34 protein-coding genes are annotated in these 23,816 nt (G+C 60.9%); 3 read left to right on the plus strand and 31 right to left on the minus strand.

All coding sequences use genetic code 11. The features are described 5' to 3' along the window. Positions 1-260: 260 nt before the first annotated feature. From rplQ to rpsL, 31 genes are all read right to left on the minus strand, one after another. Complete coding sequence (rplQ, locus tag ACQREB_RS04855) at positions 261-752, minus strand: 50S ribosomal protein L17 (RefSeq protein ID WP_427765956.1); 492 nt, start codon at positions 750-752, stop codon at positions 261-263. Between the two features lie 35 nt (positions 753-787). Further along, entirely contained in the window at positions 788-1,924 is a 1,137-nt protein-coding gene (locus ACQREB_RS04860) for a DNA-directed RNA polymerase subunit alpha (protein ID WP_427765959.1), read from the minus strand. 26 nt (positions 1,925-1,950) lie between these two features. Further along, positions 1,951-2,559 carry a 30S ribosomal protein S4 gene (rpsD, locus tag ACQREB_RS04865; RefSeq protein WP_427765962.1) on the minus strand — a complete coding sequence of 203 codons (609 nt, stop codon included), beginning with the start codon at positions 2,557-2,559 and terminating at the stop codon, positions 1,951-1,953. 129 nt (positions 2,560-2,688) lie between these two features. Beyond that, the gene (rpsK, locus tag ACQREB_RS04870; protein ID WP_427765965.1) at positions 2,689-3,171 is read right to left on the minus strand and encodes a 30S ribosomal protein S11; all 483 of its coding nucleotides are present in this window, start codon (positions 3,169-3,171) and stop codon (positions 2,689-2,691) included. Positions 3,172-3,192: 21 nt separating this feature from the next. Then, complete coding sequence (gene rpsM / locus ACQREB_RS04875; protein WP_427765967.1) at positions 3,193-3,564, minus strand: 30S ribosomal protein S13; 372 nt, start codon at positions 3,562-3,564, stop codon at positions 3,193-3,195. Positions 3,565-3,658: 94 nt separating this feature from the next. Beyond that, entirely contained in the window at positions 3,659-4,423 is a 765-nt protein-coding gene (gene map, locus ACQREB_RS04880; RefSeq protein ID WP_427765969.1) for a type I methionyl aminopeptidase, read from the minus strand. 20 nt (positions 4,424-4,443) lie between these two features. Then, the gene (secY, locus tag ACQREB_RS04885; RefSeq protein WP_427765972.1) at positions 4,444-5,994 is read right to left on the minus strand and encodes a preprotein translocase subunit SecY; all 1,551 of its coding nucleotides are present in this window, start codon (positions 5,992-5,994) and stop codon (positions 4,444-4,446) included. 30 nt (positions 5,995-6,024) lie between these two features. Next, entirely contained in the window at positions 6,025-6,489 is a 465-nt protein-coding gene (gene rplO / locus ACQREB_RS04890; RefSeq protein WP_427765974.1) for a 50S ribosomal protein L15, read from the minus strand. A 31-nt stretch (positions 6,490-6,520) separates the two neighbouring features. Beyond that, a complete protein-coding gene (gene rpsE, locus ACQREB_RS04895) occupies positions 6,521-7,135 on the minus strand; it encodes a 30S ribosomal protein S5 (protein WP_427765977.1) in 615 nt (204 codons plus the stop codon). A gap of 9 nt (positions 7,136-7,144) precedes the next feature. Further along, a complete protein-coding gene (gene rplR, locus ACQREB_RS04900; protein ID WP_427765979.1) occupies positions 7,145-7,510 on the minus strand; it encodes a 50S ribosomal protein L18 in 366 nt (121 codons plus the stop codon). A 20-nt stretch (positions 7,511-7,530) separates the two neighbouring features. Further along, the gene (gene rplF / locus ACQREB_RS04905; RefSeq protein ID WP_427765982.1) at positions 7,531-8,067 is read right to left on the minus strand and encodes a 50S ribosomal protein L6; all 537 of its coding nucleotides are present in this window, start codon (positions 8,065-8,067) and stop codon (positions 7,531-7,533) included. Positions 8,068-8,092: 25 nt separating this feature from the next. Next, a complete protein-coding gene (gene rpsH / locus ACQREB_RS04910) occupies positions 8,093-8,488 on the minus strand; it encodes a 30S ribosomal protein S8 (protein WP_427765984.1) in 396 nt (131 codons plus the stop codon). A gap of 33 nt (positions 8,489-8,521) precedes the next feature. Then, positions 8,522-8,827 (minus strand): 30S ribosomal protein S14, encoded by a 306-nt coding sequence (gene rpsN / locus ACQREB_RS04915; RefSeq protein ID WP_427765987.1) that lies wholly within the window; start codon positions 8,825-8,827, stop codon positions 8,522-8,524. A gap of 18 nt (positions 8,828-8,845) precedes the next feature. After that, entirely contained in the window at positions 8,846-9,415 is a 570-nt protein-coding gene (gene rplE / locus ACQREB_RS04920; RefSeq protein WP_427765989.1) for a 50S ribosomal protein L5, read from the minus strand. A gap of 18 nt (positions 9,416-9,433) precedes the next feature. Further along, the gene (gene rplX / locus ACQREB_RS04925; RefSeq protein ID WP_427765992.1) at positions 9,434-9,694 is read right to left on the minus strand and encodes a 50S ribosomal protein L24; all 261 of its coding nucleotides are present in this window, start codon (positions 9,692-9,694) and stop codon (positions 9,434-9,436) included. A gap of 1 nt (position 9,695) precedes the next feature. Beyond that, positions 9,696-10,064 (minus strand): 50S ribosomal protein L14, encoded by a 369-nt coding sequence (gene rplN, locus ACQREB_RS04930; RefSeq protein WP_427765995.1) that lies wholly within the window; start codon positions 10,062-10,064, stop codon positions 9,696-9,698. A 24-nt stretch (positions 10,065-10,088) separates the two neighbouring features. Then, a complete protein-coding gene (rpsQ, locus tag ACQREB_RS04935; RefSeq protein WP_427765997.1) occupies positions 10,089-10,376 on the minus strand; it encodes a 30S ribosomal protein S17 in 288 nt (95 codons plus the stop codon). 18 nt (positions 10,377-10,394) lie between these two features. Continuing rightward, positions 10,395-10,613, minus strand: coding sequence for a 50S ribosomal protein L29 (gene rpmC / locus ACQREB_RS04940; protein ID WP_427766000.1), 219 nt, complete (start codon positions 10,611-10,613; stop codon positions 10,395-10,397). 51 nt (positions 10,614-10,664) lie between these two features. Then, the gene (rplP, locus tag ACQREB_RS04945) at positions 10,665-11,096 is read right to left on the minus strand and encodes a 50S ribosomal protein L16 (protein ID WP_427766003.1); all 432 of its coding nucleotides are present in this window, start codon (positions 11,094-11,096) and stop codon (positions 10,665-10,667) included. A 30-nt stretch (positions 11,097-11,126) separates the two neighbouring features. Next, positions 11,127-11,756: a 30S ribosomal protein S3 gene (gene rpsC / locus ACQREB_RS04950; protein ID WP_427766006.1), complete on the minus strand. Its 630-nt coding sequence runs from the start codon at positions 11,754-11,756 to the stop codon at positions 11,127-11,129. An 18-nt stretch (positions 11,757-11,774) separates the two neighbouring features. After that, positions 11,775-12,110, minus strand: a complete 336-nt coding sequence (gene rplV / locus ACQREB_RS04955; protein WP_427766009.1) for a 50S ribosomal protein L22 — start codon at positions 12,108-12,110, stop codon at positions 11,775-11,777. A 10-nt stretch (positions 12,111-12,120) separates the two neighbouring features. Continuing rightward, a complete protein-coding gene (locus tag ACQREB_RS04960) occupies positions 12,121-12,471 on the minus strand; it encodes a hypothetical protein (RefSeq protein ID WP_427766012.1) in 351 nt (116 codons plus the stop codon). 3 nt (positions 12,472-12,474) lie between these two features. Beyond that, entirely contained in the window at positions 12,475-12,750 is a 276-nt protein-coding gene (gene rpsS, locus ACQREB_RS04965) for a 30S ribosomal protein S19 (protein WP_427766015.1), read from the minus strand. Between the two features lie 6 nt (positions 12,751-12,756). Beyond that, positions 12,757-13,614, minus strand: coding sequence for a 50S ribosomal protein L2 (gene rplB, locus ACQREB_RS04970; protein WP_427766018.1), 858 nt, complete (start codon positions 13,612-13,614; stop codon positions 12,757-12,759). A gap of 27 nt (positions 13,615-13,641) precedes the next feature. Beyond that, a complete protein-coding gene (rplW, locus tag ACQREB_RS04975; protein WP_427766021.1) occupies positions 13,642-13,929 on the minus strand; it encodes a 50S ribosomal protein L23 in 288 nt (95 codons plus the stop codon). A 14-nt stretch (positions 13,930-13,943) separates the two neighbouring features. Further along, positions 13,944-14,564: a 50S ribosomal protein L4 gene (gene rplD, locus ACQREB_RS04980; RefSeq protein ID WP_427766023.1), complete on the minus strand. Its 621-nt coding sequence runs from the start codon at positions 14,562-14,564 to the stop codon at positions 13,944-13,946. Between the two features lie 13 nt (positions 14,565-14,577). Next, on the minus strand, positions 14,578-15,213 hold the full coding sequence (gene rplC / locus ACQREB_RS04985) for a 50S ribosomal protein L3 (protein WP_427766026.1): 636 nt from the start codon (positions 15,211-15,213) through the stop codon (positions 14,578-14,580). A gap of 140 nt (positions 15,214-15,353) precedes the next feature. After that, a complete protein-coding gene (rpsJ, locus tag ACQREB_RS04990; RefSeq protein ID WP_427766029.1) occupies positions 15,354-15,662 on the minus strand; it encodes a 30S ribosomal protein S10 in 309 nt (102 codons plus the stop codon). A gap of 33 nt (positions 15,663-15,695) precedes the next feature. Beyond that, positions 15,696-17,846 carry an elongation factor G gene (fusA, locus tag ACQREB_RS04995; protein ID WP_427766031.1) on the minus strand — a complete coding sequence of 717 codons (2,151 nt, stop codon included), beginning with the start codon at positions 17,844-17,846 and terminating at the stop codon, positions 15,696-15,698. A gap of 33 nt (positions 17,847-17,879) precedes the next feature. After that, positions 17,880-18,359, minus strand: coding sequence for a 30S ribosomal protein S7 (rpsG, locus tag ACQREB_RS05000; protein WP_427766034.1), 480 nt, complete (start codon positions 18,357-18,359; stop codon positions 17,880-17,882). Between the two features lie 27 nt (positions 18,360-18,386). Further along, entirely contained in the window at positions 18,387-18,767 is a 381-nt protein-coding gene (gene rpsL / locus ACQREB_RS05005; protein ID WP_427766176.1) for a 30S ribosomal protein S12, read from the minus strand. Positions 18,768-18,943: 176 nt separating this feature from the next. On the opposite strand from rpsL, the gene ACQREB_RS05010 reads away from it, so the two are divergent. From ACQREB_RS05010 to ACQREB_RS05020, 3 genes are all read left to right on the plus strand, one after another. Beyond that, entirely contained in the window at positions 18,944-20,029 is a 1,086-nt protein-coding gene (locus ACQREB_RS05010) for a DUF4339 domain-containing protein (protein ID WP_427766036.1), read from the plus strand. Positions 20,030-20,110: 81 nt separating this feature from the next. Next, positions 20,111-22,072: a DUF3857 domain-containing transglutaminase family protein gene (locus tag ACQREB_RS05015; protein ID WP_427766039.1), complete on the plus strand. Its 1,962-nt coding sequence runs from the start codon at positions 20,111-20,113 to the stop codon at positions 22,070-22,072. A 29-nt stretch (positions 22,073-22,101) separates the two neighbouring features. Next, the gene (locus ACQREB_RS05020) at positions 22,102-23,757 is read left to right on the plus strand and encodes a DUF3857 domain-containing protein (protein ID WP_427766042.1); all 1,656 of its coding nucleotides are present in this window, start codon (positions 22,102-22,104) and stop codon (positions 23,755-23,757) included. The last annotated feature ends 59 nt before the right edge of the window (positions 23,758-23,816 follow it).

The raw sequence follows: 23,816 nt of genomic DNA on the forward strand, positions 1-23,816 counted from the left end.
ACGAAAACCCGTCAAACCTTTAAGACGGCGCACGCGCGGGAACGCTTCGCGGAAGATGACGAAGCGATGAAGTCTTATGGCCATGGAGCTTCCGCGAGTTCGGCTTTCGCCGAAAAAAGTTCGGACGATCTCTTCGCGAAGCGAAACGCGATCGCGGCTTCATCACCTCGCCCTTCGCGGCGCCGCGCGCAAAAAAACGTTCCCGCCGGGAAATCGGCGGGAACGTTCTTCTTCGCGTTCAAAACGTCGGACGAGACGTCTTATTCGGCGGCGGCGGGAGCGGGAGCCGCTTCCGCGGGAGCTTCCTCGGCGGGCTTTTCGGCCTTCTTGGCGGGCGCCTTCTTGGGAGCCTTCTTGTGGCCTTCGTCGTCCGCGGCGATGAGCTCGATGAGAGCCATCGGGGTGGCGTCGCCGACGCGCGGAATCGCGAGCTTGTAGATGCGGGTGTAGCCGCCGTTGCGGTTCAGGAATTCCTGCGCGCGCTTATTGAAAAGCACGGCGACGGGTTCTTCCTGGCGCACCTTCGCGAGCGCGAGACGGTAGTAGTGAAGCTTCTTCACCTTGTCGTCGGTTTGGGCAGCCTTCTTCGCAAGCGTGACAATCTTTTCCGCGAACGGGCGGAGAGCCTTTGCCTTGGCGAGCGTCGTTTGGATGCGGTTGTGGAGGAAAAGCGCTCCCGCCAGAGACGCCATGAGGGCCTGACGGTGTTCTTTTTTAACGCCGAGTTGATAACGGTGTTTGCAGTGACGCATGATGTTTTAAATTTCCGATTTTGTTGGTTGGTGGATTACTCTTCGCCTTCGTCGCCGTCCACGGTGGGGCCGGCGTCCTCGGTCGCGTACTCTTCTCCGGCTTCTTCTTCGTCGTCGGAGATTTCGGGCAGCGCGCCGGAAGCGCGCATGTCCGCGAGCGCCTTGTGATGCGCGGCGATGATGTCGCGGTCGATGAGGCGTTCGTCGAGCTTCATGCCGAGCGAAAGACCGAGCTGTTCGAGCTTGGCTTTGATTTCGTTGAGCGATTTCTTGCCGAAGTTGCGGTATTTGAGCATTTCCGCTTCCGACTTGAGCGCGAGCTCGCCGACGGTCGTGATGTTCGCGTTGTTGAGGCAGTTGGCGGCACGAACCGAGAGTTCGATTTCATTGACGCTCATGTTGAGAAGCTTGCGGAGGCGGTTCTGCTCTTCGCTGACTTCCTTGCCTTCGGTCGCGAACTCGATCTTTTCGTCGGAGACGGAGTCGAAGACGTCGAGGTGGTGGCGGAGAATCGCCGCCGCGTCCTTGAGGGCTTCGTCCGGAGTCGTGCGGCCGTCCGTCCAGATTTCGAGCACGAGCTTGTCGTAATCGGTCATCTGGCCGACGCGCGTGCTCTCGACGCTGTAGCGGACGAGGCGAACCGGGCTGAAGAGCGAGTCGATAGCGATGACGCCGATCGGCTGGTCCGGAGTCTTGTTGCCTTCCGCCGGGCACCAGGAGCGGCCGACGCGGATGGTGAGCTCCATGCGCAGACGGCGTTTCTTGTTGATCGTGCAGATGACCTGTTCCGGGTTCACGACTTCGAGGTCGGAAACGAGCTGAATGTCTTTCGCGGTGACGACGCCCTCGCGGTCAACGTCGATGAGAACGTTGAACACGTCGTTTTTGTGGGCGCGGATGATGACCTTCTTGAGATTGAGGACGACATCCGTGACGTCTTCGACGACGTCGTCGATGGACTGGAATTCATGATCCACGCCGTCGATTTTGACGGAGCAGATCGCGGCGCCTTCGATGGAGCTGAGGAGGACGCGGCGAAGGGCGTTGCCCATCGTCTGTCCGTAGCCGGTTTCGAACGGTTCCGCAATGAATTTCGCGTAAGTATCAGTCGATACCGTTTCATCTTTTTTGAGATGTTTCGGCAGTTCAAATTTCCCAAGACGTTTCGGCATATTCGGTATCTCCTAATTTTGACGGATTAACGGCTGTAGAATTCAACGATGAGCTGAACGTTGATGTCCTGCGCCATTTCCTCGCGGGTGGGCTTGCGGTCGACCGTGCCCTCGAGCGTTCCCGCCGTGAGGGTAAGCCAAGCCGGGACCGGACGCGTCTGGTTTTCTTCGACGCCGCGGGTCGCGAGCTGTTTGGAGGAAGTGCGGTTGCGGACTTCAATCTTGTCGCCGACGCTGCAGCAGAAGCTGGGAATGTCGACCTTGTGTCCGTTGACGCAGATGTGGCCGTGGCCGACGAGCTGGCGGGCGGCGCGGCGCGTGTTCGCGAAGCCCAGCAGGTAAACGACGCTGTCGAGGCGCATTTCGAGGAGCGTGAGGAAGTTTTCGCCGACGACGCCGCCCATGCGCTTCGCGCGGGCGTAGGTGAGGCGGAACTGTTTTTCGCCGAGGCCGTACATGAAGCGGAGCTTCTGCTTTTCGTTCAGGCCGACGGAGTATTCCGAAGCCTTGCGACGGAGCGTCGGGCCGTGAACTCCCGGAGGATACGGCTTGCGTTCCTCAGCCTTGCAGGTCGGAAGAATGTTCTGACCGAAGCGGCGATTTAACTTGCTGGTGGGTCCTGTGTATCGTGACATTTTAATCTATGGTTTGGCGGCTTAGTCTGCTGCCCGGGTTGCCATTGCCGGACAGGAAAAAAGATGTTGAAAAACGGCCGGCGGCGCCGAAGCGAATCGACGACCGACGACCGAAAACGGAAACGCCGATCAGACGCGACGGCGCTTGGGCGGGCGGCATCCGTTGTGCGGAACCGGCGTCACGTCCGTGATGGAGAGCACGTTCAGGCCGAGCGACTGGAGCGCGCGGACGGCGGAGTCGCGACCCATTCCCGGACCGCGAACCTTGACGATGACGTCCTTGAGGCCGTGCGACATGGCGACGCGGGCGGCGTCCTGGCAGACGACCTGCGCGGCGAACGCCGTGGATTTGCGGGAACCGCGGAAGTTGCACTGACCGGACGAAGAGCGGGAGATGACGTTCCCGTTCGTGTCGCAGAACGTGATCTTGGTGTTGTTGAAGGTCGCGAGAACGTTGCAGACGCCCGTCGTGATGTTCTTCGAGCCCTTGGCGCGGCGAACCTTGATTTCCTCCAAGCCTTCGGCGAGGAGATCCTTGGCCGTGATTTCCTTCTTTTCGGGCTTTTCGGGCGTTGCGGGAGCGGCTTCTTTCTTGATTTCTTCTTGACTCATTGAAAGGAACTTTCTCGTGGATTATTTGGAAACGACGCCGACCGTCTTGCGCGCGCCCTTGCGGGTGCGGGCGTTCGTCTTCGTGCGCTGACCGCGCACGGGAAGACCGCGGAAGTGGCGCAGACCGCGATAGGATTTGATGGACTGCAAGCGCTTGACGTTCCCGCTGATTTCGCGGCGAAGGTCGCCTTCGCATTTGTAGCCTCGTTCAACAATATAGTTGACGATTTTGTTGAGCTGTTCTTCCGTGAGCTTGTCGGAGCGGAGCGCGGGATCGATGCCGAGCGCGTTCACGATTTCCGTGGCGCGGGTCGGCCCGATGCCGTAGATATAGCGCAACGCGAATTCGACGCGTTTGTTGTTCGGAATGTCTACACCAAGTAAGCGTGGCATGTTCTGTTATGTATTATCGTTTGTTTGGAAAGGGAAAAGTTTGTAAGGATGTCAAAACTTCTCGCGTTTGAAAAGAAAATTTTTCGGAAAGTGCTCAGAGCTTCGTGAGAATCTCCGGCTCGTCCTCCGTGATGAGAATCGTATGCTCGTAGTGAGCGGCGGGCTTGCCGTCGCGGGTGACCACCGTCCAGCCGTCGTCGGCGACGTCCACGTAGCGGGACCCCATGCAGATCATGGGCTCGATCGCGAGCGTCATGCCGGGGCGGAGTTTTTCGCCCTTGTGCGGCTTGCCGTAATTCGGGACCTGCGGCTCCTCGTGCATGGAGCGACCGACGCCGTGTCCCGTGTATTCGTGCACGATGCCGTAGCCGTGCGGGCGGACGAACTGCTCGATCGCGTGCGAGATGTCGCCGACGCGGTTGCCGCGGTGCGCGGCGGCGATGCCGGCGTAAAGCGCGCCCTCGGTGACCTCGCAGAGCCTGCGGACCGGTTCCGCTACGGGTTCGACGAAGACCGTGCGCGTGTTGTCGCCGACGAAGCCCTTGTAGCGCGTGACCACGTCGAGCGAAACAATGTCGCCGGGACGAATCGTGCGCCGCATGGTGCCGATTCCGTGGATGACCTCCTCGTTGACGGAGACGCAGATGTAGCCCGGGAACGGAACGCCTCCGCAGGTGTAGTTGTAGCTGGTGCTTTCGGCGCCGAGCTCTTCCATCACCTTGTGGGCGAAGCGGTCGATTTCGTAAGTCGTCACTCCGGCTTCCACGAAACGGGCCGTGCGGTCCAGCACCTGCGCGGCGACTTTGCAGGCCTCGCGCATCGGACCGAGCTCTTCTCGGGAAAGCGGAACGATTTTCATTTTGGGAAAGAACTGAAATCTCACTGTCCCGCGGGAACGGAGACGTAGGCCTGCCAGGCGTTGACGCCGTAGGCGATCAGCCCGAGCACGAAGATGCCGATCAGCACGTACGTAAGGCGCCCGATGCCCTTTTCTTCGCCGATTTCGGCGATGCGGCGGGAACGCGGCATCGCGGGAACGGAGACGCCGCCGATGCGGCTTTTCTTCAGGAAGCCTTCGTAATGGCGCTGCAGCAGGAGGGATTCGACCTGACGCATCGTGTCGAGAACGACGCCGACGACGATCAGACCGCTCGTGCCGCCAATGACGCGGGCGAGGCGCGGGAACAGGTTGAGATTGTAAATGAAGTAGTCCGGCAGGAGCGCGATGACGACGAGGAAGATGCCGCCGGCGAACGTGAGACGGTTCATGACGAACTCGAGGTACGCCGCCGTGTGCTGCCCCGGACGAATGCCGGGAACGTAGCCGTTGTTCTTCTTCAGATCGTCCGCCACCTGAATCGGCTTGAACATCACCGAAACCCAGAAATAGCTGAACGTGAAGACGAACGCCGCCATCAGGAAATAATAGACGCCGTGTCCGGGAGCGACGTAGGAGCTCCACGGGAGCAGGAAGCTCAACGCCGGAGTGGACGTGCCGAGCCACGTGAGGGGCATCGCGAGGAAGGAAAGAATCGCGCCCGCGAAGATGACCGGCATGACGCCCGCGTAATTGACCTTCATCGGCAGATACTGCGTGTTGCCGCCGTACATTTTGCGGCCGACGACGCGCTTCGCGTACTGAACCGGAATCTTTCGGACCGCCTGCGTGATCATCACCAGCGCGGCGCAGCCGACGACGAAGAGCGCGATCATGCCGATGAGCTTGATCAGCGTGAACTCCGACGTTCCCGTGCCGTCCACCACCGTCTCGCCGAAGAGACCGGAGATGAAGGGCGAAACGGCCTGCGGCATGTCGGCGACGATGCCGAGCATGATGAGAATGGAGGCGCCGTTGCCGATGCCGCGCTGCGTGATCTGCTCGCCGAGCCAGGTCATGATGACCGCGCCCGCCGTAAGGATGATCGTCCCCATGCAGACGAAGAGCGTCTTGTCGCAGACGAGGATGCTGCCGTGGAACTCGTTCATGCCGAGCGCGCGTCCGACCGTTTCCGGATTGGAGAGCATGTTCGTGATCATGAGTCCCTGGACGAAGGCGATCAGAATCGTCAGATAGCGCGTGTACTGCGCGATTTTCTGCTGACCGTTCTCCTCCTGGCGCAGGCGCGCCAGCCCGGGAACGACGGCTCCCATCAACTGCATGATGATCGACGCGCTGATGTAGGGCATGATGCCGAGCGCGAAAATCGCGCCCTTGAGCATGGCCCCGCCGGTGAAGGCGTTGTAGAGACTGACGACGCCGCCGTTGCCGTTTTGGAGCAGCTGGTCGACGAAGCCGGTGAGCACCGTGAGATCAATTCCCGGCAACGGCAGATTGCCGCCGATGCGGGAAATGAAAATCAGTCCGAGCGTGACGATGATGCGGTTCCTAAGTTCGGGAACGCGCCAGCAGTTGATGAAGGCCGAGAACATTCGCGGGCTTTGGCTTTAAGTGCCGCCGAATCACTCGGCGGCTTCTTCGATCGTGCAGGAAAGCACTTCGACCTTGCCGCCGGCGGCTTCGATTTTCGCCTTGGCGGAGTCGGAGAACTTCTGAGCGGAAACCGTGACCGGCTTCGAGATTTCGCCCATGCCGAGCACCTTGATGAAGAGCTCGTTGGCGCGGACGAGACCGGCGCGGACCATCGCGTCGCGGTCGATCACGTCGCCTTCGAGCTTCGCGAGCTGCCCGACGTTGACGACCGCGAATTCGACGCGGTTGACGTTGCGGAAGCCGCGATGCGGGAGCTTGCGGTAGAGCGGCATCTGGCCGCCTTCGAAGCCCGGACGGACGCCGCCGCCGGAACGGGCCTTCATGCCCTTGTGTCCGCGGCCGGACGTCTTGCCGTGTCCGCTGCCGATGCCGCAGCCGAGACGTTTGTGACGGTGCGTCGAGCCTTCGATTTTAGGAAGAGTGTGAAGTTTCATTTTCTATGAACCCTGCTGAATGTTGTTTCGCTTACGAACGGGCGACGCGGATCTGCTCGAGCGTGCGCAGCTTGCACAGACCGTCGAGCGTGGCCTTGACGAGAGCGCCCGGATTGTTGGAGCCGAGGGACTTCGAAAGCACGTCCTTCACGCCCGCGACTTCGAGCACCGCGCGGACGCCGCCGCCGGCGATGACGCCGGTACCGGGAGCCGCCGGACGCAGCAGCACTTCGCCGCCGTCGTGCGAACCGAGCACTTCGTGCGGAATCGTGTTGTTGCGGAGCTGAACGGGAACGAGATTCTTGTGCGCGCGTTCCGTGCCTTTGCGGATCGCGTCCGGAACTTCCTTCGCCTTGCCGTAGCCGATGCCCACGTTGCCCTTGCCGTCGCCGGAAACGACCAGCGCCGCGAAGCTGAAACGACGACCGCCCTTGACGACCTTCGCGCAACGATTGATGTGCACCACCTTGTCCATGTATTCGGACGCTTCCGCCTCTTGGCGCGGAGCGCGACGATCGGAGCGGCGGCCGCCCTGGCGACCGTTCCCGCGACCGCGGGGAGCTTCCCGGACGGGAGCGGCGGCTTCCGTCGCCGGCGTTTCGACCGGAGCGGCAGCGTTTTCAGGAGCAGAAATTTCTTGCGACATGGTGTTTCCTTAGAATTGAAGTCCAGCTTCGCGGAGCGCTTCCGCGAACGCCTTGACGGTTCCGTGATAACGGCGACCCGCGCGGTCGAAGACGATCGCGCTGATGCCGGCGGCTTTCGCCTTTTCGCCGAAAATCCTGCCGAATTCCTTCGCGCCGGCGACGTTCGGAAGAATTTTCTGCGCGCGCAGATCCTTCTGCGTCGTCGAACCGCCGAGAAGCGTACGCCCCTCGCCGTCGACGATGACCTGAGCGTGAATGTGAAGATTCGTGAATTTCACAACCAGGCGCGGACGTTCCGCCGTGCCCACCACCGTCTTGCGGATGCGATAGCGACGGCGTTGCAAAAGTTTGATTTTTCTGTCGTTCTTTTTCATTTTTCAGAAAACGTTAGGAATTATGCGGTCTTCTTGCCTTCCTTGCGGAGGACGAATTCGCCCACGATGCGGACGCCCTTGCCCTTGTACGGTTCGACCGGCTTGAACGCCTTGATGTCCGCGGCGACCTGCCCGACGAGACGCTTGTCCGGACCGGAAACGTCGATCTTGACGCCGTCCGTGATGACGATCTTGATACCGGCGGGAACGTCGTAGACGATCGGGTGCGACTGACCGAGGGAAAGGTCCAGCTTGCTTCCGCTGAGGGCGGCCTTGAAGCCGACGCCCTGGATTTCGAGCTGCTTCGAATAACCTTCGGTGACGCCCTTGACCATGTTGTTGATGATGGCGCGCGCGGTGCCGTGCATCGCTCCCGCGAAACGGGTTTCGTTCAGGGGCGCGACGTGGACGAGACCGCCGTCGACCTTGATTTCGACGCAGTCCGCGAAGTTCTGGGAAAGCTTGCCCTTCGGACCTTCGACGCTGACGGTGTTGCCGTCGACGGCGACTTTGACTCCGGCGGGAATGTGAACGGCGATTTTACCGATTCGACTCATTGTAGTGTCTCCTTGTATTCAATGATTACCAGACCTGAGCGAGGATTTCACCGCCGACCTTCTGCTGGCGCGCTTCCGCGTCGCTGAGAATGCCCTTGGAGGTCGTGAGGACGGAAATCCCCATGCCGCCGATGACTTTCGGGATATCGCCGTAGCCGGTGTAGATGCGGCGGCCCGGCTTGGAAATGCGGTTGATTTCCGTGATGACCGGCTTCTTGCCGTTGTACTTCAGCGTGATTTCGAGAACGGGAAGCTTGTTCTTCTCCGTCTTCGCGAAATCCGCGATGTAGCCCGATTCCTTGAGGATGCGGGCGACGCCTTCGCGGACCGAGGACCACTGGGCGGAAACGCTTTTCAGACCTGCGCGGCTTCCGTTACGGATGATCGTAAGAAAGTCGCCTAAGGTATCATGAGTAGCCATATTAAATTTTTCCTGTGTTTGCGGTTAATGGAATTACCAAGAAGCCTTCGTGATGCCCGGAATCTTTCCGTTCGAGGCGAGCTCGCGGAAGGTGATGCGGGAAAGACCGAATTTTCCGATGTAGGCGCGCGGGCGCCCCGTGATGCTGCAGCGGTTGCGGAGGCGGATCTTGCTCGAGTTGCGGGGAAGCTTGTCCAGCGCGACCTGCGCCTTGTAGAATTCCTCGTCGCTCGTTTCCGGATTCGCGATGATCGCTTTCAGCGAAGCGCGCTTTTCCGCATATTTCGCGACGAGGCGCGCACGCTTCAGATTCTTTTCGATGGAAGATTTTTTTGCCATTGTTCAGAGTTCCCCGTTTTAGTTGTTGGCCGCGACCTGTCGGGCGGACTTGCGGAACGGCATGCCGAGAAGGCGGAGAAGCTCGCGCCCTTCATTGTCCGTCTTCGCCGTCGTGACGATCGAGATGTCCATGCCGATGTTCGCGCGCTGCGAACCGTCGCCCTGCGTTTCCGGGAAGATCGTGTGGTCGGCGATGCCGAGGGAGTAGTTCCCGCGGCCGTCGAAACGATTGGAGACGCCGCGGAAGTCGCGGATCATCGGAAGCGCGATGTAGATGAGGCGCGCCAGGAATTCGTACATGGCGTCGCCGCGCAGCGTCACCATGCAGCCGAGCGGCATGCCTTCGCGGACGCGGAAGTTCGAAACGCTCTTGCGGGCGTGCGTCACGACGGGTTTCTGACCGGCGATCTTGGAGATTTCCTTGAGGATTTCCGCCTGCGCGTTCTTGTCCGTGTCGGACGAATACGCCGAGTTGATGACGACCTTCGTGATCGCGGGAACCTGATGCGGATTGTCGATCTTGAGCGTCTTCTTCAGCTCGGGAACGACTTGCTCCATGTAAATTTTCTTCAGAACAGGTGTATGCATTTTACGTGTCTTTCCTGATTATTTCTTTGCCGCGCGCTTCGCGTCGAACTTCGAGGCGAGCATCACGTTCGAGACGTGAATCGGAGCTTCCTGGTCGACGATTCCGCCTTCGACGCCGGCGGCTTCGTTCGCCTTCGTGTGGCGCTTCACGATGTTGACGCCCTCGACGAGCACCGAATCCTTGGACGGGAAGACCGCGAGGAGCTTGCCGCGCTTGCCTTTTTCGGAACCGGAAATCACGACGACCTCGTCGTCCTTCTTGAGAATTTGTTTTGCCATATCAGAGCACCTCCGGTGCGAGAGAAACGATTTTCATGAATTTCTGGCGAAGTTCGCGCGCGACGGGCCCGAAAATGCGGGTTCCGCGCGGATTGCCGTTGCCGTCGAGAATGACGACCGCGTTCGAGTCGAAGCGCAGGTAGCTGCCGTCCGCGCGACGAATCGGAGCCTTGGTGCGCACGACGACCGCCTTGACGACCTTGCCCTTCTTGACGGCGTCGGGAGCGCTGGGAATCGAATCCTTCACCGCGCAGACGATCACGTCTCCGACGGAGGCCGTGTCGGTGATCTGACCGAGGCGGCGGATCATTTCCACCTGGCGCGCGCCCGTGTTGTCGGCGACGTCCAAACGAGATTTGAGTTGTACCATTGTGACAGTCTCTCCTGTTTTCTGTTAGACGGCGGCTTCGCCGACGATTTTCGCGGCCTGAACGATGCCGACGACGCGGAAGCGTTTCAGCTTGCTGATCGGGCGCGTCTCCATGATTTCGACCTTGTCGCCGACGTTGCATTCATTCTTCTCGTCGTGAGCGTGAATGACGGTCTTGCGCTTGATTTCCTTGCCGAAAATCGGGTGCGGTTTTTTGTAGAAATACGTGACCTTTACGCTCTTATCGCCGGTTTTGCTGGTAACAACACCGATAAGAACTTTACGGGACGGACGTTTTTGTTCTTCAGACATGGTTAAACGATTTGATGATTAATTTTGCGCCGCCGACTTTTCGGCGAGAACGGTCTTGATGCGCGCGTTCTCGCGGCGAAGCGTGCGGATGCGGGCCGGATTCTGCACCTGACCGCTCTGCGAACGCAGACGCAGGTTCAGGAGTTCCTCGCGGTTGTCGCGGAGCTTTTTCGAGAGCTCCTCGGCGGAGTTCTCGCGGATTTTCGCGGCGGCTGTTTGTTTGGTTTGTGCGCTCATTTTCGTGAAAGGGCGATAAAATAGTTTTCGGTCGCGGAATGCAATCTCAAATTAAAGAAACTGTTCCTGCTGTTCACGGCTGATGAAGCGGCAGCGGATCGGGAGCTTCGTGTCCGCGAGGCGCATCGCTTCGCGCGCCGCCGAAAGCGGGACGCCGGAAACTTCGAAAAGCATCGTGCCCGGGCGGACGATCGCGGCCCAGTATTCGACGTTGCCCTTGCCGGAACCCATGCGGACTTCCGCCGGCTTCTTGGTGACGGGCTTGTGCGGGAACACGCGCATCCACATTTTCCCTTTGCGCTTGAGCGAGCGGGAAATCGCGACGCGGGCGGCTTCGAGCTGCGCCGCGGTCATGCGGCAGCGTTCCAGAGCCTGGATGCCGAACTCGCCGAACGCGAGGTCGTTGCAGGATTGCGCCGTGCCGTAGATGCGTCCTTTCTGGACTTTGCGGTATTTGACGCGGGACGGTTGAATGTTAGGCATTTGAATTATCCTTTCTCTGTCCGGATGGAATTAGATTTCGGGATCCTTCGTGCAGATCCAGCATTTGATGCCGAGCTTGCCGTAAACGGTGTGCGCTTCGGCGAACCCGTAGTCGATGTTCTCGCGCAGCGTGTGCAGCGGAACGCGACCGACGCGCGCGGATTCGACGCGGGCGATTTCCGCGCCGCCGAGACGACCGGCGATGCGCAGACGGATGCCGTCGGCGCCCATGCTCATCGTCGCCTGAATCGCCTTCTTCATGGCGCGGCGGAACGCGATGCGGCGTTCGAGCTGGAGCGCGATGTTTTCGGCGACGAGCTGCGCGACGAGGTCGGGTTTCTTGATTTCCTGAATGTCGAGAATGACGTCCTTGCCGGAAAGCTTGGCAAGTTCGTCACGGAGCTTTTCGAGCTCTCCGCCCTTGCGGCCGATGACGACGCCGGGCTTCGCCGTGAAAATCTTCACGCGGATGCGGGCGCCCGCGCGCTCGATCGAAATCGAGGGAACGCCGGCCTGGCGCAGCTTGTCGTGAAGGAACTGGCGAATCTCATAGTCGCTCTTGAGGTTCGCGGGGAACGTCTTCTTGTCTGCGAACCAACGAGATTCCCAGTTGCGGCGCACCGCGAGACGAAAACCGATAGGATTTGTTTTTTGACCCATAGTCTGAAAGTGCGAGGATTATTTTTTGTCACCGACCACGATCGTGATGTGGCTGGTGGATTTGCGGATCGGATGCGCGCTGCCCTTCGCCGTGGGACGGAACCGCTTCAGCATCGGCCCCTGCCCGACCGTGGCGGCAACGACGACCAGATCCTTGGCGGAGAGATTGTTGTTGTTTTCGGCGTTGGCGACGGCGCTGTTGAGGGTCTTCGCCAGAAGGCGAGCGGATTTGCGCGGAATGAAACGAAGAAGATCTGCCGCTTCGAGAACCGGGCGACCTTGAATTTGGCGTGCCACGTCACGCACCTTGGCGGGCGTCATGCGGGCGAACTTGGTGATGGCTTTAACTTCCATTGGAACTAAGTTAAAAAGTGATGGTTTTGATTTTGACCGGATCGCCGGCCCGAATCGTTTGATTGTTATTGAGTTGCGTGATCAGAGCGACAGCCCGATCCGCGTCCGCTTCGGCGACGATGAGCTCTCCGGCGGGAACACCGTCGCGTTCGACGACGCAAAGCGTTCCCGCGCAGAAATCGTCCTTCATCCCCGAATCAAGCAGGACCAGATCCGCGCTCGTTCCCGCAGCCACCGCGCGGACGCAGGCGACGTTCCCCGAATGTGCTTCGTAGGAAAGCACCTTGCCGCAAAGCGTTCCCGCAAGCCCGAAAAGCATCGAGCCCGCGAGGACGGCGAAGACTGCGGAACGCGTTTTCACGGATTAGACGGCCTTCTTGGTGGGAGCCGTGTGAGCCTTGAACGTGCGCGTCGGCGCGAATTCGCCCAGCTTGTGGCCAACCATGTTTTCGGTCACGTACACGGGAACGAAAACCTTCCCGTTGTGAACGTTGAGGTTGAGCCCGACGAAGTCCGGGGTCACCGTGGAACGGCGCGACCAGGTTTTGATCGGCTTGTGGTCTCCGGCTTTCTGCGCCGCCTGCACCTTCTCCATGAGAGAAGCTTCGACGTAAAAGCCCTTTTTGATTGAACGTGCCATTGTCTATTAGCCCTTCTTAACTTTGCGTCCGTTGCGGCGAACGATGATGTGAACGTTCGTGGACTTGGATTTGATGCGCGTCGGGAAGCCTTTCGCGAGCTGGCCCCACGGGGAGGACAGGTGCTGACGACCGCCGCCGCCCTTGGATTTGCCCTGACCGCCGCCGTTCGGGTGGTCGACCGGGTTCATCACCATACCGCGGACGCGCGGACGGCGTCCGAGCCAGCGGTTGCGGCCGGCCTTGCCGAGCGTGCGGTTGTAGTGCTCGCCGTTGCCGACGTAGCCGATCGTCGCGCGGCAGTCCGCGTTCAGATAGCGCTGTTCGCCGGAAGGCATCTTGACGATCGCGAGATCGCCTTCGATGCCGAGGAGCTGAGCCGCGTTGCCGGCGGAACGCGCGATGCGCGCCTTCTGACCGGGTTCCATCTGAATCGCGTGGATGAACGTCGCGGGAGCGATGTAGCGGAGCTTCACCGTGCAACCCGGATTGAATTCTTCGACCGGATTCATCGTGGAGACGACCGTGGCGCCGACCTTCAGACCTTCGGGAGCGAGAATGTAGGCTTTTTCGCCGTCCGTGTACTGAATGAGAGCGAGATTCGCGGAACGGTTCGGATCGTATTCGATCGCGAGCACCGTCGCCGGGATCTCGACCTTGGCGCGACGGAAATCGACAAGACGGTAGAGGCGCTTGTGCCCTCCGCCGCGACGACGCGACGTGATGCGTCCGTTGTTGTTGCGGCCGCCCGTGCGGTTCTTGGATTCCACCAAGTCCTTCTCCGGACGCTTCTTCGCGAGTTCCTGCTTGTTGCGGACCAGGAAGCGCTGCGAAGGCGTAAGCGGACGATTAGATTTGAGTGCCATATGCTATGTTCCTCTGTCTTTTAAACGTTAAATGAGTTCGATCTTGTCGCCCTTCTTGAGGGTGACGATCGCTTTTTTAACATCCGGAGCCTTGATGACGGCGCCGCGCTTCGTGCGGGACTGCTTCACCTTGCCCTTGGTGTTGACGACGTGAACGCGCTCGACGGTGACCTTGAAGGTGTCCGCGACCGCTTTGGCGATTTCGGGCTTATCCGCGTTCGGATAAACTTCAAAAACATACTTGTTCGCTTCCGCGAGAGCCGCCGTCTTTTCCGAGACGAGCGGACGTTTGAGGACGCTGTATGCGGATTTCATGTTGAATATTCTCCTTATTGAGCGCGTTCGATGATCTTCTGGAGTCCCTGTTCGCTGACCAGAACCTGATCGAAGGCGACGAGATCCAGCGCATTGAGCGTCGCGGCGTCCGTGACGGAGACACGCTCGATGTTGCGGATGGAAAGAACCGTGTTGTCGTCCCAGGCCTCCGAAACGATGAGCATCTTGCCCTTCGGGAACACCTTGGCGAAAACGCCGTTCATGATTTTCGTCTTCGGCTGCGCGGCTTCGAAGCGCTCAATGACGCTGAGACCGCCTTCGTTCGCCAGATCGACGAGAGCGCGCGCGAACGCGAGCTTCTTCATCTTGCCGTTGACGGACTTGGACCAGTCGCGCGGACGCGGACCGAAAACGACGCCGCCCTTGTAGAGCTGCGGAGCGCGCTTGTCGCCGTGACGGGCGCCGCCGGAACCCTTCTGCGGGCCCTGCTTCTTGCCGGATCCGGCGACTTCGCCGTAATCCTTCGTTTTCGCGCTGCCCTGGCGAAGATTCGCCTGGTAGGCGACGATCGTCTGCTTCAGCGCCGCGACGCCCTTGCCTTCTTCAAGCTGCGGGAGCGCAAATTCTTTTTCCGTGCAGGAACTGCCGTCGACTGTGTAAACTTTGAGTTTCATCGTTCAGTTCTCCTTATTTGGCTTTCTTGGCTTCACGGACGTAAACGAGATCCCCGTTCGCGCCGGGAACGCTGCCCTTGATGAGAATAAGATTCTGGTCCTCGACGATCTTCACGACCGTGAGATTCTGCGTCGTGCGGCGGACCTGCCCCATGTGACCCGGCATGTCCTTGCCCTTGAACACGTGACCCGGCGTCTGGCGCATCCCGATGGAGCCCGGACGGCGGTGCATCATGTGCCCGTGGGAAGCCGGCTGCCCGGCCTGGTTATGACGCTTGACGTTGCCCTGGAAACCACGACCTTTCGTCGTTCCGATGACGTCAACGATCTGACCTTCCTTGAAGGTGGTGACGGTCAGCACGTCGCCGACCTTGTATTCGGGAGCTTTGTCGTCAAAGCGGATTTCGCTCAGCACGGCGTGCGGATCGATTCCGGCCTTGGCGAAGTGCCCTTGTTCGGGCTTCGTCAAACGCTCTTTTTTCTGGGCGCCGTAGGCAATTTGTACGGCATTGTATCCGTCAGACTCGGTGGTCTTGACCTGGACGACAGGGCACGGACCCGCCTGAACCACGGTCACGGGAACGAGATTCGCGTTCCCGTCGTAGATTTGGGTCATCCCAATTTTTTTGCCAATCAGTTGTAACTTCATTTTGTCTAAGAGGCAGGTGGAGGTTCAATTCCGTTTGCACAGACCTGCTTTAGGCTGCGAAATCTTCTATGTCGATTCTTTTACAGTCCTAAGCCTATCCGAAAAACGAAAATTTTTCAGTTGTTGTTGCGGTTGCGGATTCAGACGTTGATCGAAATGTCCACGCCCGCGGGAAGATTCAGTTTCTTGAGTTCGTCGACCGTCTGCGCGGTCGGCCCGATGATGTCGATCAGGCGCTTGTGGGTGCGCTGTTCGAACTGATCCATCGACTTCTTGTCGACGTGCGGCGAACGGTTCACCGTCCAACGCTCGATGGAGGTCGGCAGCGGCACGGGACCGGAAACGCGAGCGCCGGTGCGCTTCGCGGTTTCCACGATCTCGCCCGCGGACTGATCGATCACTCGATAGTCGAATCCTTTGAGTTTGATGCGAATTTTTTGACGAGCCATAGCTGTAAAAATCTGAGTTGAATTGTTTGCGGATTACGAACGGGCCGGAGCGCGGGAAGCCGTTTCGACGATTTCCTTGAGGACGTTCGCGGGAACCTGTTCGAAGTGGTCCGGCTCCATCGTGTAGGAGGCGCGGCCCTTCGAGAGCGAACGCACGTCCGTCGCGTAACCGAACATCGTCTGCAGCGGAACCATAGCGTCGATCGTGCAGACGCCGTTCTTCGTCTCCATGTTCTGAATCTGACCGCGGCGGCGGTTCAGGTCGCCCATGATGTCGCCCTGATATTCCTCGGGCGTGACGACCTCGACCTTCGTGATCGGTTCGAGCAGAATCGGAGACGCCTTCGCCATCGCGTCCTTAAGAGCGAAGATGCCCGCCATCTTGAACGCCATTTCGGAGGAGTCGACTTCGTGGAACGAACCGAAGACGATGCGCGCCTTGAAGTCGATGACCGGATAACCGGCGATCGTGCCGTTGTTCGCGGCTTCCTGAATGCCTTCGATGGTCGGCTTGATGTATTCCTTCGGGATGACGCCGCCGACGATTTCGTTGACGATTTCGATGCCCTTGCCCGGATTCGGTTCGATCTCGATTTCCGCGTGACCGTACTGACCGCGACCGCCGGACTGACGGACGAACTTGCCGACGCCGCGGGAGTTGCCCGTGATCGTTTCGCGGTAGGAAATCTGCGGACGGCCGGATTTCGCCTCGACCTTGAATTCGCGGCGGAGACGGTCGACGATGATGTCGAGGTGAAGCTCGCCCATGCCGGAAATGATCGTCTGCCCCGTTTCCTGGTTGGAAGAAACGCGGAACGTCGGGTCTTCCTGCGCGAGGCGCTGCAGACCGATGGAAAGCTTTTCCTGGTCGGCCTTCGTGGCGGGTTCGATCGCCATGGAGATGACCGGTTCCGGGAAGGACGGCGGTTCGAGGATGATGTCTTCTTCGCGCGTGCAGAGCGTGTCGCCGGTCACGATTTCCTTCGGACCGATGAGCGCGCAGATGTCTCCGGAGTAAGCCGTGTCGATTTCTTCGCGGTCCATCGCCTTCATGATCATGAGGCGGGAGACGCGTTCAGTCTTGCGCGTGCGCGGATTGTAGAGCGCGTCGCCCTTCTTGAGCGTGCCGCGATAAAGACGGAAGAACACGAGCTGACCGACGTACGGGTCGGACCAGAGCTTGAAGCAGAGGCCGACCGGCTTCGCGTTGTCGTCCGGCTCCACGCCGATTTCGGTCTCGCCGTCGTCCTTGAACGCCTTCATCGGCGGCAGGTCGAGCGGGGACGGCAGGTAGTCGACGACCGCGTCGAGCACCATCTGAACGCCTTTGTTCTTGAACGAGGAACCCGGAATGACGCCGACGAAGTTCAGGGAAAGCGTCGCCTTGCGGATCGCCACGCGGAGCTCGTCCGCCGTGACTTCCTCGCCGCCGAGGTATTTTTCGGCGATCGTGTCGTCGAAGTCCGAAACGGCTTCGATCAGTTCCTCACGATATTTTTCGTAGTCGGCCTTGATGTCGGCGGGAACGTCCGTCTTGGCGTATTTCATGCCCTTCGGATCGCTTTCGTCGTAAACGTAGGCGCAGCCCTTGACGAGGTCCACGAGACCCGTGAACGTTTCGCCCGCGCCGATCGGAATGTAAAGCGGATGCGCGTTCCCGCGGAGCTTTTCGCGGATGCCGTTAACCGCGTTGAAGAAGTCCGCGCCCGTGCGGTCCATCTTGTTGATGTACGCGATGCGGGGAACGCTGTATTTGTTCATCTGGCGCCACACCGTCTCCGACTGCGGCTGCACGCCGGCGACCGCGCAGAAAACCGCGACCGCGCCGTCGAGCACGCGGAGCGAACGCTCCACTTCCGCCGTGAAGTCCACGTGACCAGGCGTGTCGATGACGTTCAGACGATGCGGAATCTTCGCGAACGGACCGTCCGCGACCGTCCATCCGCAGGAAACCGCGGCGGACGTAATCGTGATGCCGCGCTCCTGTTCCTGCTCCATCCAGTCCGTCGTGGCGGCGCCTTCATGGACTTCGCCCGTCTTGTGGATGACGCCCGCGTAAAAGAGGATACGCTCGGAGGTCGTGGTCTTGCCCGCGTCGATGTGAGCGGCAATGCCGAAGTTACGTGTGTATTCCAACGGAGCCTTGCGCCCGGAGGAGTTCTTGCTGGAAAGTGCGGCGGCCATTGTAAAAGTATGCTCGACTTTTCGATTAAAAAATTAGTTGCCCCAACGAAGGTGCGCGAACGCGCGGTTCGCCTGCGCCATCTTGTGCGTCTCTTCGCGTTTCTTGACGACCGAGCCCGTGTTGTTGTACGCGTCGATGAATTCCGCGGCGAGCGATTCCATCATCGGCTGGCCCTTGCGGCCGGCGGCGGCGTTCACGAGCCAACGGAAAGCCATGCTCGTCTGGCGCTCGTGGGAGATTTCGACCGGGACCTGGTAGGTCGCGCCGCCCACGCGGCGGCTCTTCACTTCAAGCTTCGGACGGCAGTTTTCCAGCGCACCGAGAAGAAGTTCCATCGGATCGCCCTTTTCGAGCTTTTCGCTGACGCGCTCGATCGCGCCGTAGACGATGCGCTGCGCGACCGTCTTCTTGCCGTTCTTCATGACGACGTTGATCAGCTGGCTCACCAGCGGGCTGTTGTAACGCGCATCGGGCTGATGCGCCTTCTTGTTTGCTTTACGACGACGTGACATTGAATAAAGTCTCCTGTCTCTCTGAAATTATTTGCCGCCCTTCGGACGCTTCACGCCGTATTTCGAACGGCTGCGGCGGCGTTTTTCGACGCCCGCGCAGTCCAGCGGCCCGCGCACGATGTGGTAACGCACGCCCGGCAAGTCCTTGACACGACCGCCGCGAATCAGCACCACGCTGTGTTCCTGCAGCTTGTGGCCTTCGTCCGGAATGTAGGAAATGACTTCCGTGCCCGAGGTGAGGCGGACCTTCGCAACCTTGCGCTGAGCCGAGTTCGGCTTCTTGGGCGTACGCGTCATGACCTGAATGCAGACGCCGCGTTTGAACGGCGAGCAATTCAAGGCGGGCGATTTCGACTTGATGTTGGCTTTAGCCCGCGGTTTGCGGACGAGTTGATTGATTGTCGGCATATCCTGAACTTGAAATTGAATATAAAGGAACGACGAAAAAAAAGCATTCGAACGACTTACGCAAGTTTTTTTTGAAATTTTTGAAAAATTTTCTTGCATGCCGCGATTTTCCCGCGCCGCAGCGCGACCGAAATTTTCGCTTGAACCGCCCCGCGCCCTCCCGTAGCGTTCCCGCCATGAGCGAAAATTCCTCCGAAAACGCAGATTTCTACTGGTTCGCGACCGACGACGGAGTCAAGCGCGGTCCGTTCACGAAAACGGAATTTTCCGAAAAGCTCGCCGCCGGCGAAATCGACGCGGGAACGCTCGTCTGGCGCACGGACGAAGCCGACTGGGCGCGCTTCGGCGCCGTCCGCGGCACGTGGTTTCCCGAAGCCGCAGCGCCCGAACGCATCACGCCGGAAGTCTCCGCAGCCTCCGTCTTCTCCGACGCGTGGAGCGCCCTGTTCTTCCGCCGCAATTTCTGGCTGCTGCTCGCGGGCGGCGTTCTCTGGTGGTTCGTCGGCGTCGCGCTGGACTGCGTCACGGACGTCGGTTCCAAATTCCTCACACCGTTCGCGGAAACGCTCGTCTTCCTCAGCGTCGTCCGCCTCTGGGATCGCGGCGAAGCGGCGACCTTCGCCGACATGTTCCCGCTGAAGCGACTCTTCTTTCTCCCGTGGCTGCGCGCGCTCGCCGCCTCCGCGATCGTCGTCCTTCCCGTCTTTCTGCTCCTCGTCCTCGCGCTCGCGAGCCTCGTCGCGCCTCTGGCGTCCGACGGCGCGCGCCTCGAAGCCGCCCTCGAAAACCTCGAGAAGGCGGCCGCGCCGCTCGCCGAAGCCGCGGAGGAAATCGACCCGGACGATCCGGGAACGCAGCTCGATCGAATCCTGGCGGCATGCGACGAAACGGACTGGGCGCTCGTGACGGACGGCTACGCGGGAACGGCGGGCGCCGTCGCGCTCGCGTGCGCGCTCCTCTTTTTCTGCGCCGCGTACTGGCTCGAAATCCGCCTCGGCTTCGCGCCCTACCTCGCGCTCGACGCGGAACGGACGAACCCGTTCGCCGCGCTCAAAAACGCGTGGCTCATCACTCGGGGAAAGTTTCTGCGCGTTCTTTTCGTCGAAATCTGCCTCGCGCTGTTCGTGCTCGTCGGCGCGGCGATGACGCTGGGGCTCGGTCTGCTCGTGCTGCTGCCGTTCGCCTACCTCGCGAACGCGACGCTCTGCGTCAAGCTCATGAAGGCGCGCCCCGACCTCGTCCTCCCGCCCTCGCGCCTCTGAAATCTTCCTCGCCGCCGCGCAAAACGCTTCAATCAAAAAATCGCGCTCGCGCGGGGACGGAAGGCGGGCTAAGCTTTCCGCATGATTCGGGAAGTTTTTTTCGCCATCGGATTTTTTTGCGCCGCCGCGCTCGCGTCCGCGGGAACGGAGTTCGAGGAGGCCGCGGCGAAGGCGGATTACGTCGTGCTCGCCGACGAGACTCACGCCGACGTGAACGACGACGGGAGCGCCGCGTTCCGCATTTTCAAAAGAATAAAGATCGGCACGCCCGCGGGCGCGTTCGCGAACCGCGTCGTGAAATACGACTACGATCCGCTGACCGCCGAGGCGAAATTCGCGGAGGCGCGCGTCATCGGAGCCGACGGAAGCGAGCGCAAGCTCGACTGCACGGAGGCGCACGACCGCCCCGCTCCCGCGCGCGACATCTATTGGAGCGCACGGCAGATCGTGCTCGAAATCGGGAGACTGAATCCGGGCGACGTGCTCGAATACGGCATCGAGAAGCGCGGTTTTTCCTACGCGCTGCTCGGCGCCGAAAACGCCGCGGGAACGCCGGACGCCGCGTCGGAAGACGCCGACAGCAAGTTCGTGCCGCCGATGCGCGGAGAATTTTACGACATCGTGCCGTTCTGGACGACGGGCGCGCCCATCGAGAAAAAGGTTTATTCGGTCGCGATCCGCAAGCCGCTTCAGTACAAATTCTACCGCGGCGACGTGCGCGCGGAGGCGCGTTTTCTCGAGGACGGCAGGACGGAATACCGCTTCATCGCGGAAGACGTCACGCCGTTCAAAAAAGAGCCGAACATGGTCGATCTCTTCGACGCAGCGCCGAAACTGCTGCTTTCCACGACGCGTTCGTGGCGGGAAAAATCGCTCTGGTTCCACCGCGTGAACGAGGATTTCGGCAGCTTTCGTCCGACGCCCGCCGCGCAGCGCAAGACGGACGAAATCGTCGCCGGCGCGAAGGACGACCGCGAAAAGGTCGCGCGCCTCACGCACTGGGTCGCAGACAACATGCGCTATTCGGGCATTTCGATGGGCAAAGGCGAAGGCTACACGCTGCACCCGACGGACATGAACTTCACGGACCGCTGCGGCGTCTGCAAGGACAAGGCGTCGCTGCTCGTCGCGATGCTGCGCATGGCGGGCTTCGAGGCCTGCGCGGCGATGACGATGGCGGGCTCGCGCATCGAGGACGTTCCCGCGGACCACTTCAACCACTGCGTCGCGCTCGTGAAGCTCGACGGCGAATGGACGCCGCTCGACCCGACGTGGGTGCCCTTCGAGCGCGAACTGTGGTCGTCCGCCGAATCGCAGCAGCATTACCTGCCCGGCGTCCCCGAAGGCTCGGAGCTGCGCGAGACGCCCGTCGCTCCCGCGGAAAACCACTACCTGCGCGTGTCGGTGACGGGAACGCTCGGCGCCGACGGGACGCTCGAAGGCGAATATCTGCTGGAGGCGGAAGGACAGACGGACGCGCGTATCCGCCGCCCCTTCATCGAAGGCCGCGTCGAGGACTGGCCGGAGATGATCGCCCGCGAGCTGCGCGCGATCGCGCCGAACGTCGAAATCCTCGAAATCGAGCTCGGCAACGACTGGCGCGCTTATCTGGAAATGCCGCTGCGGCTGAAGGCGCGTTTCCGCGCGCCGCGTTACGCGGCGGTCGCACCGGACGGCTCGCTGATCTACGAGCCCATCGTCTTCAGAAACGTCTTTCCGCGCGGGCGGCGTCATGAGCGAATGGATACGTCGCCGGAGACGCGCCGCTTCGCCTTCCGCGACTCGTGTTCCCGCACGGCGGAATTTTCGGAACGCGTCGCGTTGCCCTTCGGCGCCGAGCCCCGCCGCGTCGAGAAGAAGACCGAAGGCGCGGCGGCGTCCTTCGCGGGAACGCTTTCCGTGCAGGGCGGCGCGCTGACTTATTCCCAGAAACTGACGATGAACAAACGCGTTTACGAACCCGAAGACTGGCCCGCCGTCCGCGACGCGCTGCGCGCCGGCAAGGCGTTCGCCGAAACGCCGGTCGTATTGAAAAAACAATGACGAACAACGATTTTTCCGCCATGAAGACGATGAAAAAAGGAATAGCGCTTTTTGCGGCGCTCGCGCTCTGCCCGCTTCCCGCCTTCGCCGAAGACGCGGGCGGCGCCGCGCCGGAAACTTCCCGCGAGACCGCGCCCGCCTCGCCCCGCTTCGCGAATTTTCCCGAGGCGCTCCCCGAAGCCCGCTACGAAAGCGTGGAAAAATACTATTCGTTCGACGCGGATGACGTCTGCGAATTCCGCTGCCGGACGGCGCTGCGCGTGAACACGCTCGCCGCGGTCAACCAGCTCTGCGGCGAAACGTTCATCGTCTACAACCCGCAGTTTCAGCGCGTGAAGATCAACGCCGCCTACACGATTTCGGCGGACGGCTCGACGCGCACGGACGTTCCCGAAAACGCCTTCAACACCGTGCTCCCGCGCTGCGCCGAAGACGCGCCCGCGTTCGACTTCCTGCGCGAGCTCGTCGTCACGCACACGGCGCTCGAACCCGGCGCGGAGATTTTTCTCGATTATTCGATCTTCACCCGATCCGCGTCGGAGTCGCTCTTCGACGAGCGCGCGGACATGCCGTTCCCGTGCGCGCGGCTCGTGCTGAACTTCAACGGAGCGCAGACGGAGCATTTCGACGTTCCCGCGCGTTCCCGCGAACCTCTCGCCGACGTGCGCGACGACGTTCCCGTGATTTACCCCGGAATGCCGCGCTCGGCGGCGCGCGATTTCTGCGCGATGGAAGCCGTCCCGCCGCTCGGCGAATACGGCGCGGGTCTCGTCGCCTCGCTCGTGAACGATTCGATGACGCGCCGAGAAAAACTCGCCGCGCTCGCGAAGTTCGTCCGCGAAAACGTCGCGACGGCGAAGATTCCCGACGCGCTGCTCCGAGAAGCCGATCTGCGCGCGCCCGACGCGGTGCTGCGCTCCGCCTACGGCGTTCCCGCGGAAAAGGCGCGCGCGCTGCGGGCGATGTTCGTCGCCGTCGGCGAAAAGGACGTTTCGGTTTCCCGCGACGAACGCCTCGGCGCGTATTTCGTCGAAACCTCCGCGGGCGCGTTTCCCGTGGACGCTTCGACTCCGCTCCTTTTCGGACGCCTGAGCGTCGTCGAGGAGATTGCGCTTTCTGCCGAATCCGCGAACACGCGCGGGAGTTTTGAATTTTCGGGCGTGCCCGTCGCAAAAGAAGCCGCCGCGCTCGCGAAGGAATTTCTCGGCGACGCCGCGCCGGAAAATCTCGAGGCGAAGCGCGCCGTACGCGGCGCGAACGCCGTCGAGTTTTCGGGAACGCGCGCGCTGAAGCCGACGGACGGCGTGCTTGTGCTCAAGCTCCCGCGTTCGCCGAAAGGCCTTGCCGCGATTCAGCCCGCGCTGCTCGCGGAAAAGCGCGTCGCCGCGCTCGAACTGCCGACGCTCGCGCAGAAGCTCGAAGAGTCCGTGCGCATGAAAATCCGCCTCGCGGACGGTTGGGAACCGGAGGGAACGCCGGGCGAAACCGTCCACTCTTCCGCGTCGAACGCCGTCGGAGAAGTCTTCTTTTCGCGGGAACGCGACGGCGACGAGTTCGCGTTCTTCGCGCGGATTCGGCTGAGCAAAACGCGTTTCGAGCCGGAGGAGTATCCGCTTCTCCGCGATCTGGTCGTCGCATTTTTCGCGCCGGAAAACGGCCGCCTCGTCCTCGTGAAGAAAAACTGAGCTCTGCGCCGCGCGAAGCGCGCTTCCTTTTTTCGCGGGAACGCGCTATTGTCTTGCTC

Origin of the sequence: Candidatus Spyradosoma sp. SGI.093 (assembly GCF_050314555.1) — a bacterium.
GTDB lineage: Bacteria > Verrucomicrobiota > Verrucomicrobiia > Opitutales > UBA953 > Spyradosoma.

What these genes read in the sequence shown, in the direction of transcription:
- rpsE (WP_427765977.1), bottom strand. Translation starts at nt 7,135, where the DNA reads ATGTCGCAAGAAATTTCTGCTCCTGAAAACGCTGCCGCTCCGGTCGAA.
- rplQ (WP_427765956.1), bottom strand. Translation starts at nt 752, where the DNA reads ATGCGTCACTGCAAACACCGTTATCAACTCGGCGTTAAAAAAGAACAC.
- rpsD (WP_427765962.1), bottom strand. Translation starts at nt 2,559, where the DNA reads ATGTCACGATACACAGGACCCACCAGCAAGTTAAATCGCCGCTTCGGT.
- rpsM (WP_427765967.1), bottom strand. Translation starts at nt 3,564, where the DNA reads ATGCCACGCTTACTTGGTGTAGACATTCCGAACAACAAACGCGTCGAA.
- rpsN (WP_427765987.1), bottom strand. Translation starts at nt 8,827, where the DNA reads ATGGCAAAAAAATCTTCCATCGAAAAGAATCTGAAGCGTGCGCGCCTC.
- ACQREB_RS05015 (WP_427766039.1), top strand. Translation starts at nt 20,111, where the DNA reads ATGATTCGGGAAGTTTTTTTCGCCATCGGATTTTTTTGCGCCGCCGCG.
- rplV (WP_427766009.1), bottom strand. Translation starts at nt 12,110, where the DNA reads ATGGAAGTTAAAGCCATCACCAAGTTCGCCCGCATGACGCCCGCCAAG.
- ACQREB_RS05010 (WP_427766036.1), top strand. Translation starts at nt 18,944, where the DNA reads ATGAGCGAAAATTCCTCCGAAAACGCAGATTTCTACTGGTTCGCGACC.
- rplX (WP_427765992.1), bottom strand. Translation starts at nt 9,694, where the DNA reads ATGGCAAAACAAATTCTCAAGAAGGACGACGAGGTCGTCGTGATTTCC.
- rpsS (WP_427766015.1), bottom strand. Translation starts at nt 12,750, where the DNA reads ATGGCACGTTCAATCAAAAAGGGCTTTTACGTCGAAGCTTCTCTCATG.
- rplD (WP_427766023.1), bottom strand. Translation starts at nt 14,564, where the DNA reads ATGAAACTCAAAGTTTACACAGTCGACGGCAGTTCCTGCACGGAAAAA.
- rpsQ (WP_427765997.1), bottom strand. Translation starts at nt 10,376, where the DNA reads ATGTCTGAAGAACAAAAACGTCCGTCCCGTAAAGTTCTTATCGGTGTT.
- rplP (WP_427766003.1), bottom strand. Translation starts at nt 11,096, where the DNA reads ATGCCTAACATTCAACCGTCCCGCGTCAAATACCGCAAAGTCCAGAAA.
- rplN (WP_427765995.1), bottom strand. Translation starts at nt 10,064, where the DNA reads ATGGTACAACTCAAATCTCGTTTGGACGTCGCCGACAACACGGGCGCG.
- rplE (WP_427765989.1), bottom strand. Translation starts at nt 9,415, where the DNA reads ATGCATACACCTGTTCTGAAGAAAATTTACATGGAGCAAGTCGTTCCC.
- rpsJ (WP_427766029.1), bottom strand. Translation starts at nt 15,662, where the DNA reads ATGGCTCGTCAAAAAATTCGCATCAAACTCAAAGGATTCGACTATCGA.
- rpsL (WP_427766176.1), bottom strand. Translation starts at nt 18,767, where the DNA reads ATGCCGACAATCAATCAACTCGTCCGCAAACCGCGGGCTAAAGCCAAC.
- rplW (WP_427766021.1), bottom strand. Translation starts at nt 13,929, where the DNA reads ATGAAATCCGCATACAGCGTCCTCAAACGTCCGCTCGTCTCGGAAAAG.
- rpsH (WP_427765984.1), bottom strand. Translation starts at nt 8,488, where the DNA reads ATGGCTACTCATGATACCTTAGGCGACTTTCTTACGATCATCCGTAAC.
- rpsC (WP_427766006.1), bottom strand. Translation starts at nt 11,756, where the DNA reads ATGGGTCAAAAAACAAATCCTATCGGTTTTCGTCTCGCGGTGCGCCGC.
- secY (WP_427765972.1), bottom strand. Translation starts at nt 5,994, where the DNA reads ATGTTCTCGGCCTTCATCAACTGCTGGCGCGTTCCCGAACTTAGGAAC.
- ACQREB_RS04860 (WP_427765959.1), bottom strand. Translation starts at nt 1,924, where the DNA reads ATGCCGAAACGTCTTGGGAAATTTGAACTGCCGAAACATCTCAAAAAA.
- rplF (WP_427765982.1), bottom strand. Translation starts at nt 8,067, where the DNA reads ATGAGTCGAATCGGTAAAATCGCCGTTCACATTCCCGCCGGAGTCAAA.
- rplR (WP_427765979.1), bottom strand. Translation starts at nt 7,510, where the DNA reads ATGAAAAAGAACGACAGAAAAATCAAACTTTTGCAACGCCGTCGCTAT.
- rpmC (WP_427766000.1), bottom strand. Translation starts at nt 10,613, where the DNA reads ATGAGCGCACAAACCAAACAAACAGCCGCCGCGAAAATCCGCGAGAAC.
- rplB (WP_427766018.1), bottom strand. Translation starts at nt 13,614, where the DNA reads ATGGCACTCAAATCTAATCGTCCGCTTACGCCTTCGCAGCGCTTCCTG.
- rplO (WP_427765974.1), bottom strand. Translation starts at nt 6,489, where the DNA reads ATGAAACTTCACACTCTTCCTAAAATCGAAGGCTCGACGCACCGTCAC.
- rplC (WP_427766026.1), bottom strand. Translation starts at nt 15,213, where the DNA reads ATGAAGTTACAACTGATTGGCAAAAAAATTGGGATGACCCAAATCTAC.
- rpsK (WP_427765965.1), bottom strand. Translation starts at nt 3,171, where the DNA reads ATGAGTCAAGAAGAAATCAAGAAAGAAGCCGCTCCCGCAACGCCCGAA.
- map (WP_427765969.1), bottom strand. Translation starts at nt 4,423, where the DNA reads ATGAAAATCGTTCCGCTTTCCCGAGAAGAGCTCGGTCCGATGCGCGAG.
- fusA (WP_427766031.1), bottom strand. Translation starts at nt 17,846, where the DNA reads ATGGCCGCCGCACTTTCCAGCAAGAACTCCTCCGGGCGCAAGGCTCCG.
- ACQREB_RS05020 (WP_427766042.1), top strand. Translation starts at nt 22,102, where the DNA reads ATGAAAAAAGGAATAGCGCTTTTTGCGGCGCTCGCGCTCTGCCCGCTT.
- rpsG (WP_427766034.1), bottom strand. Translation starts at nt 18,359, where the DNA reads ATGTCACGTCGTCGTAAAGCAAACAAGAAGGCGCATCAGCCCGATGCG.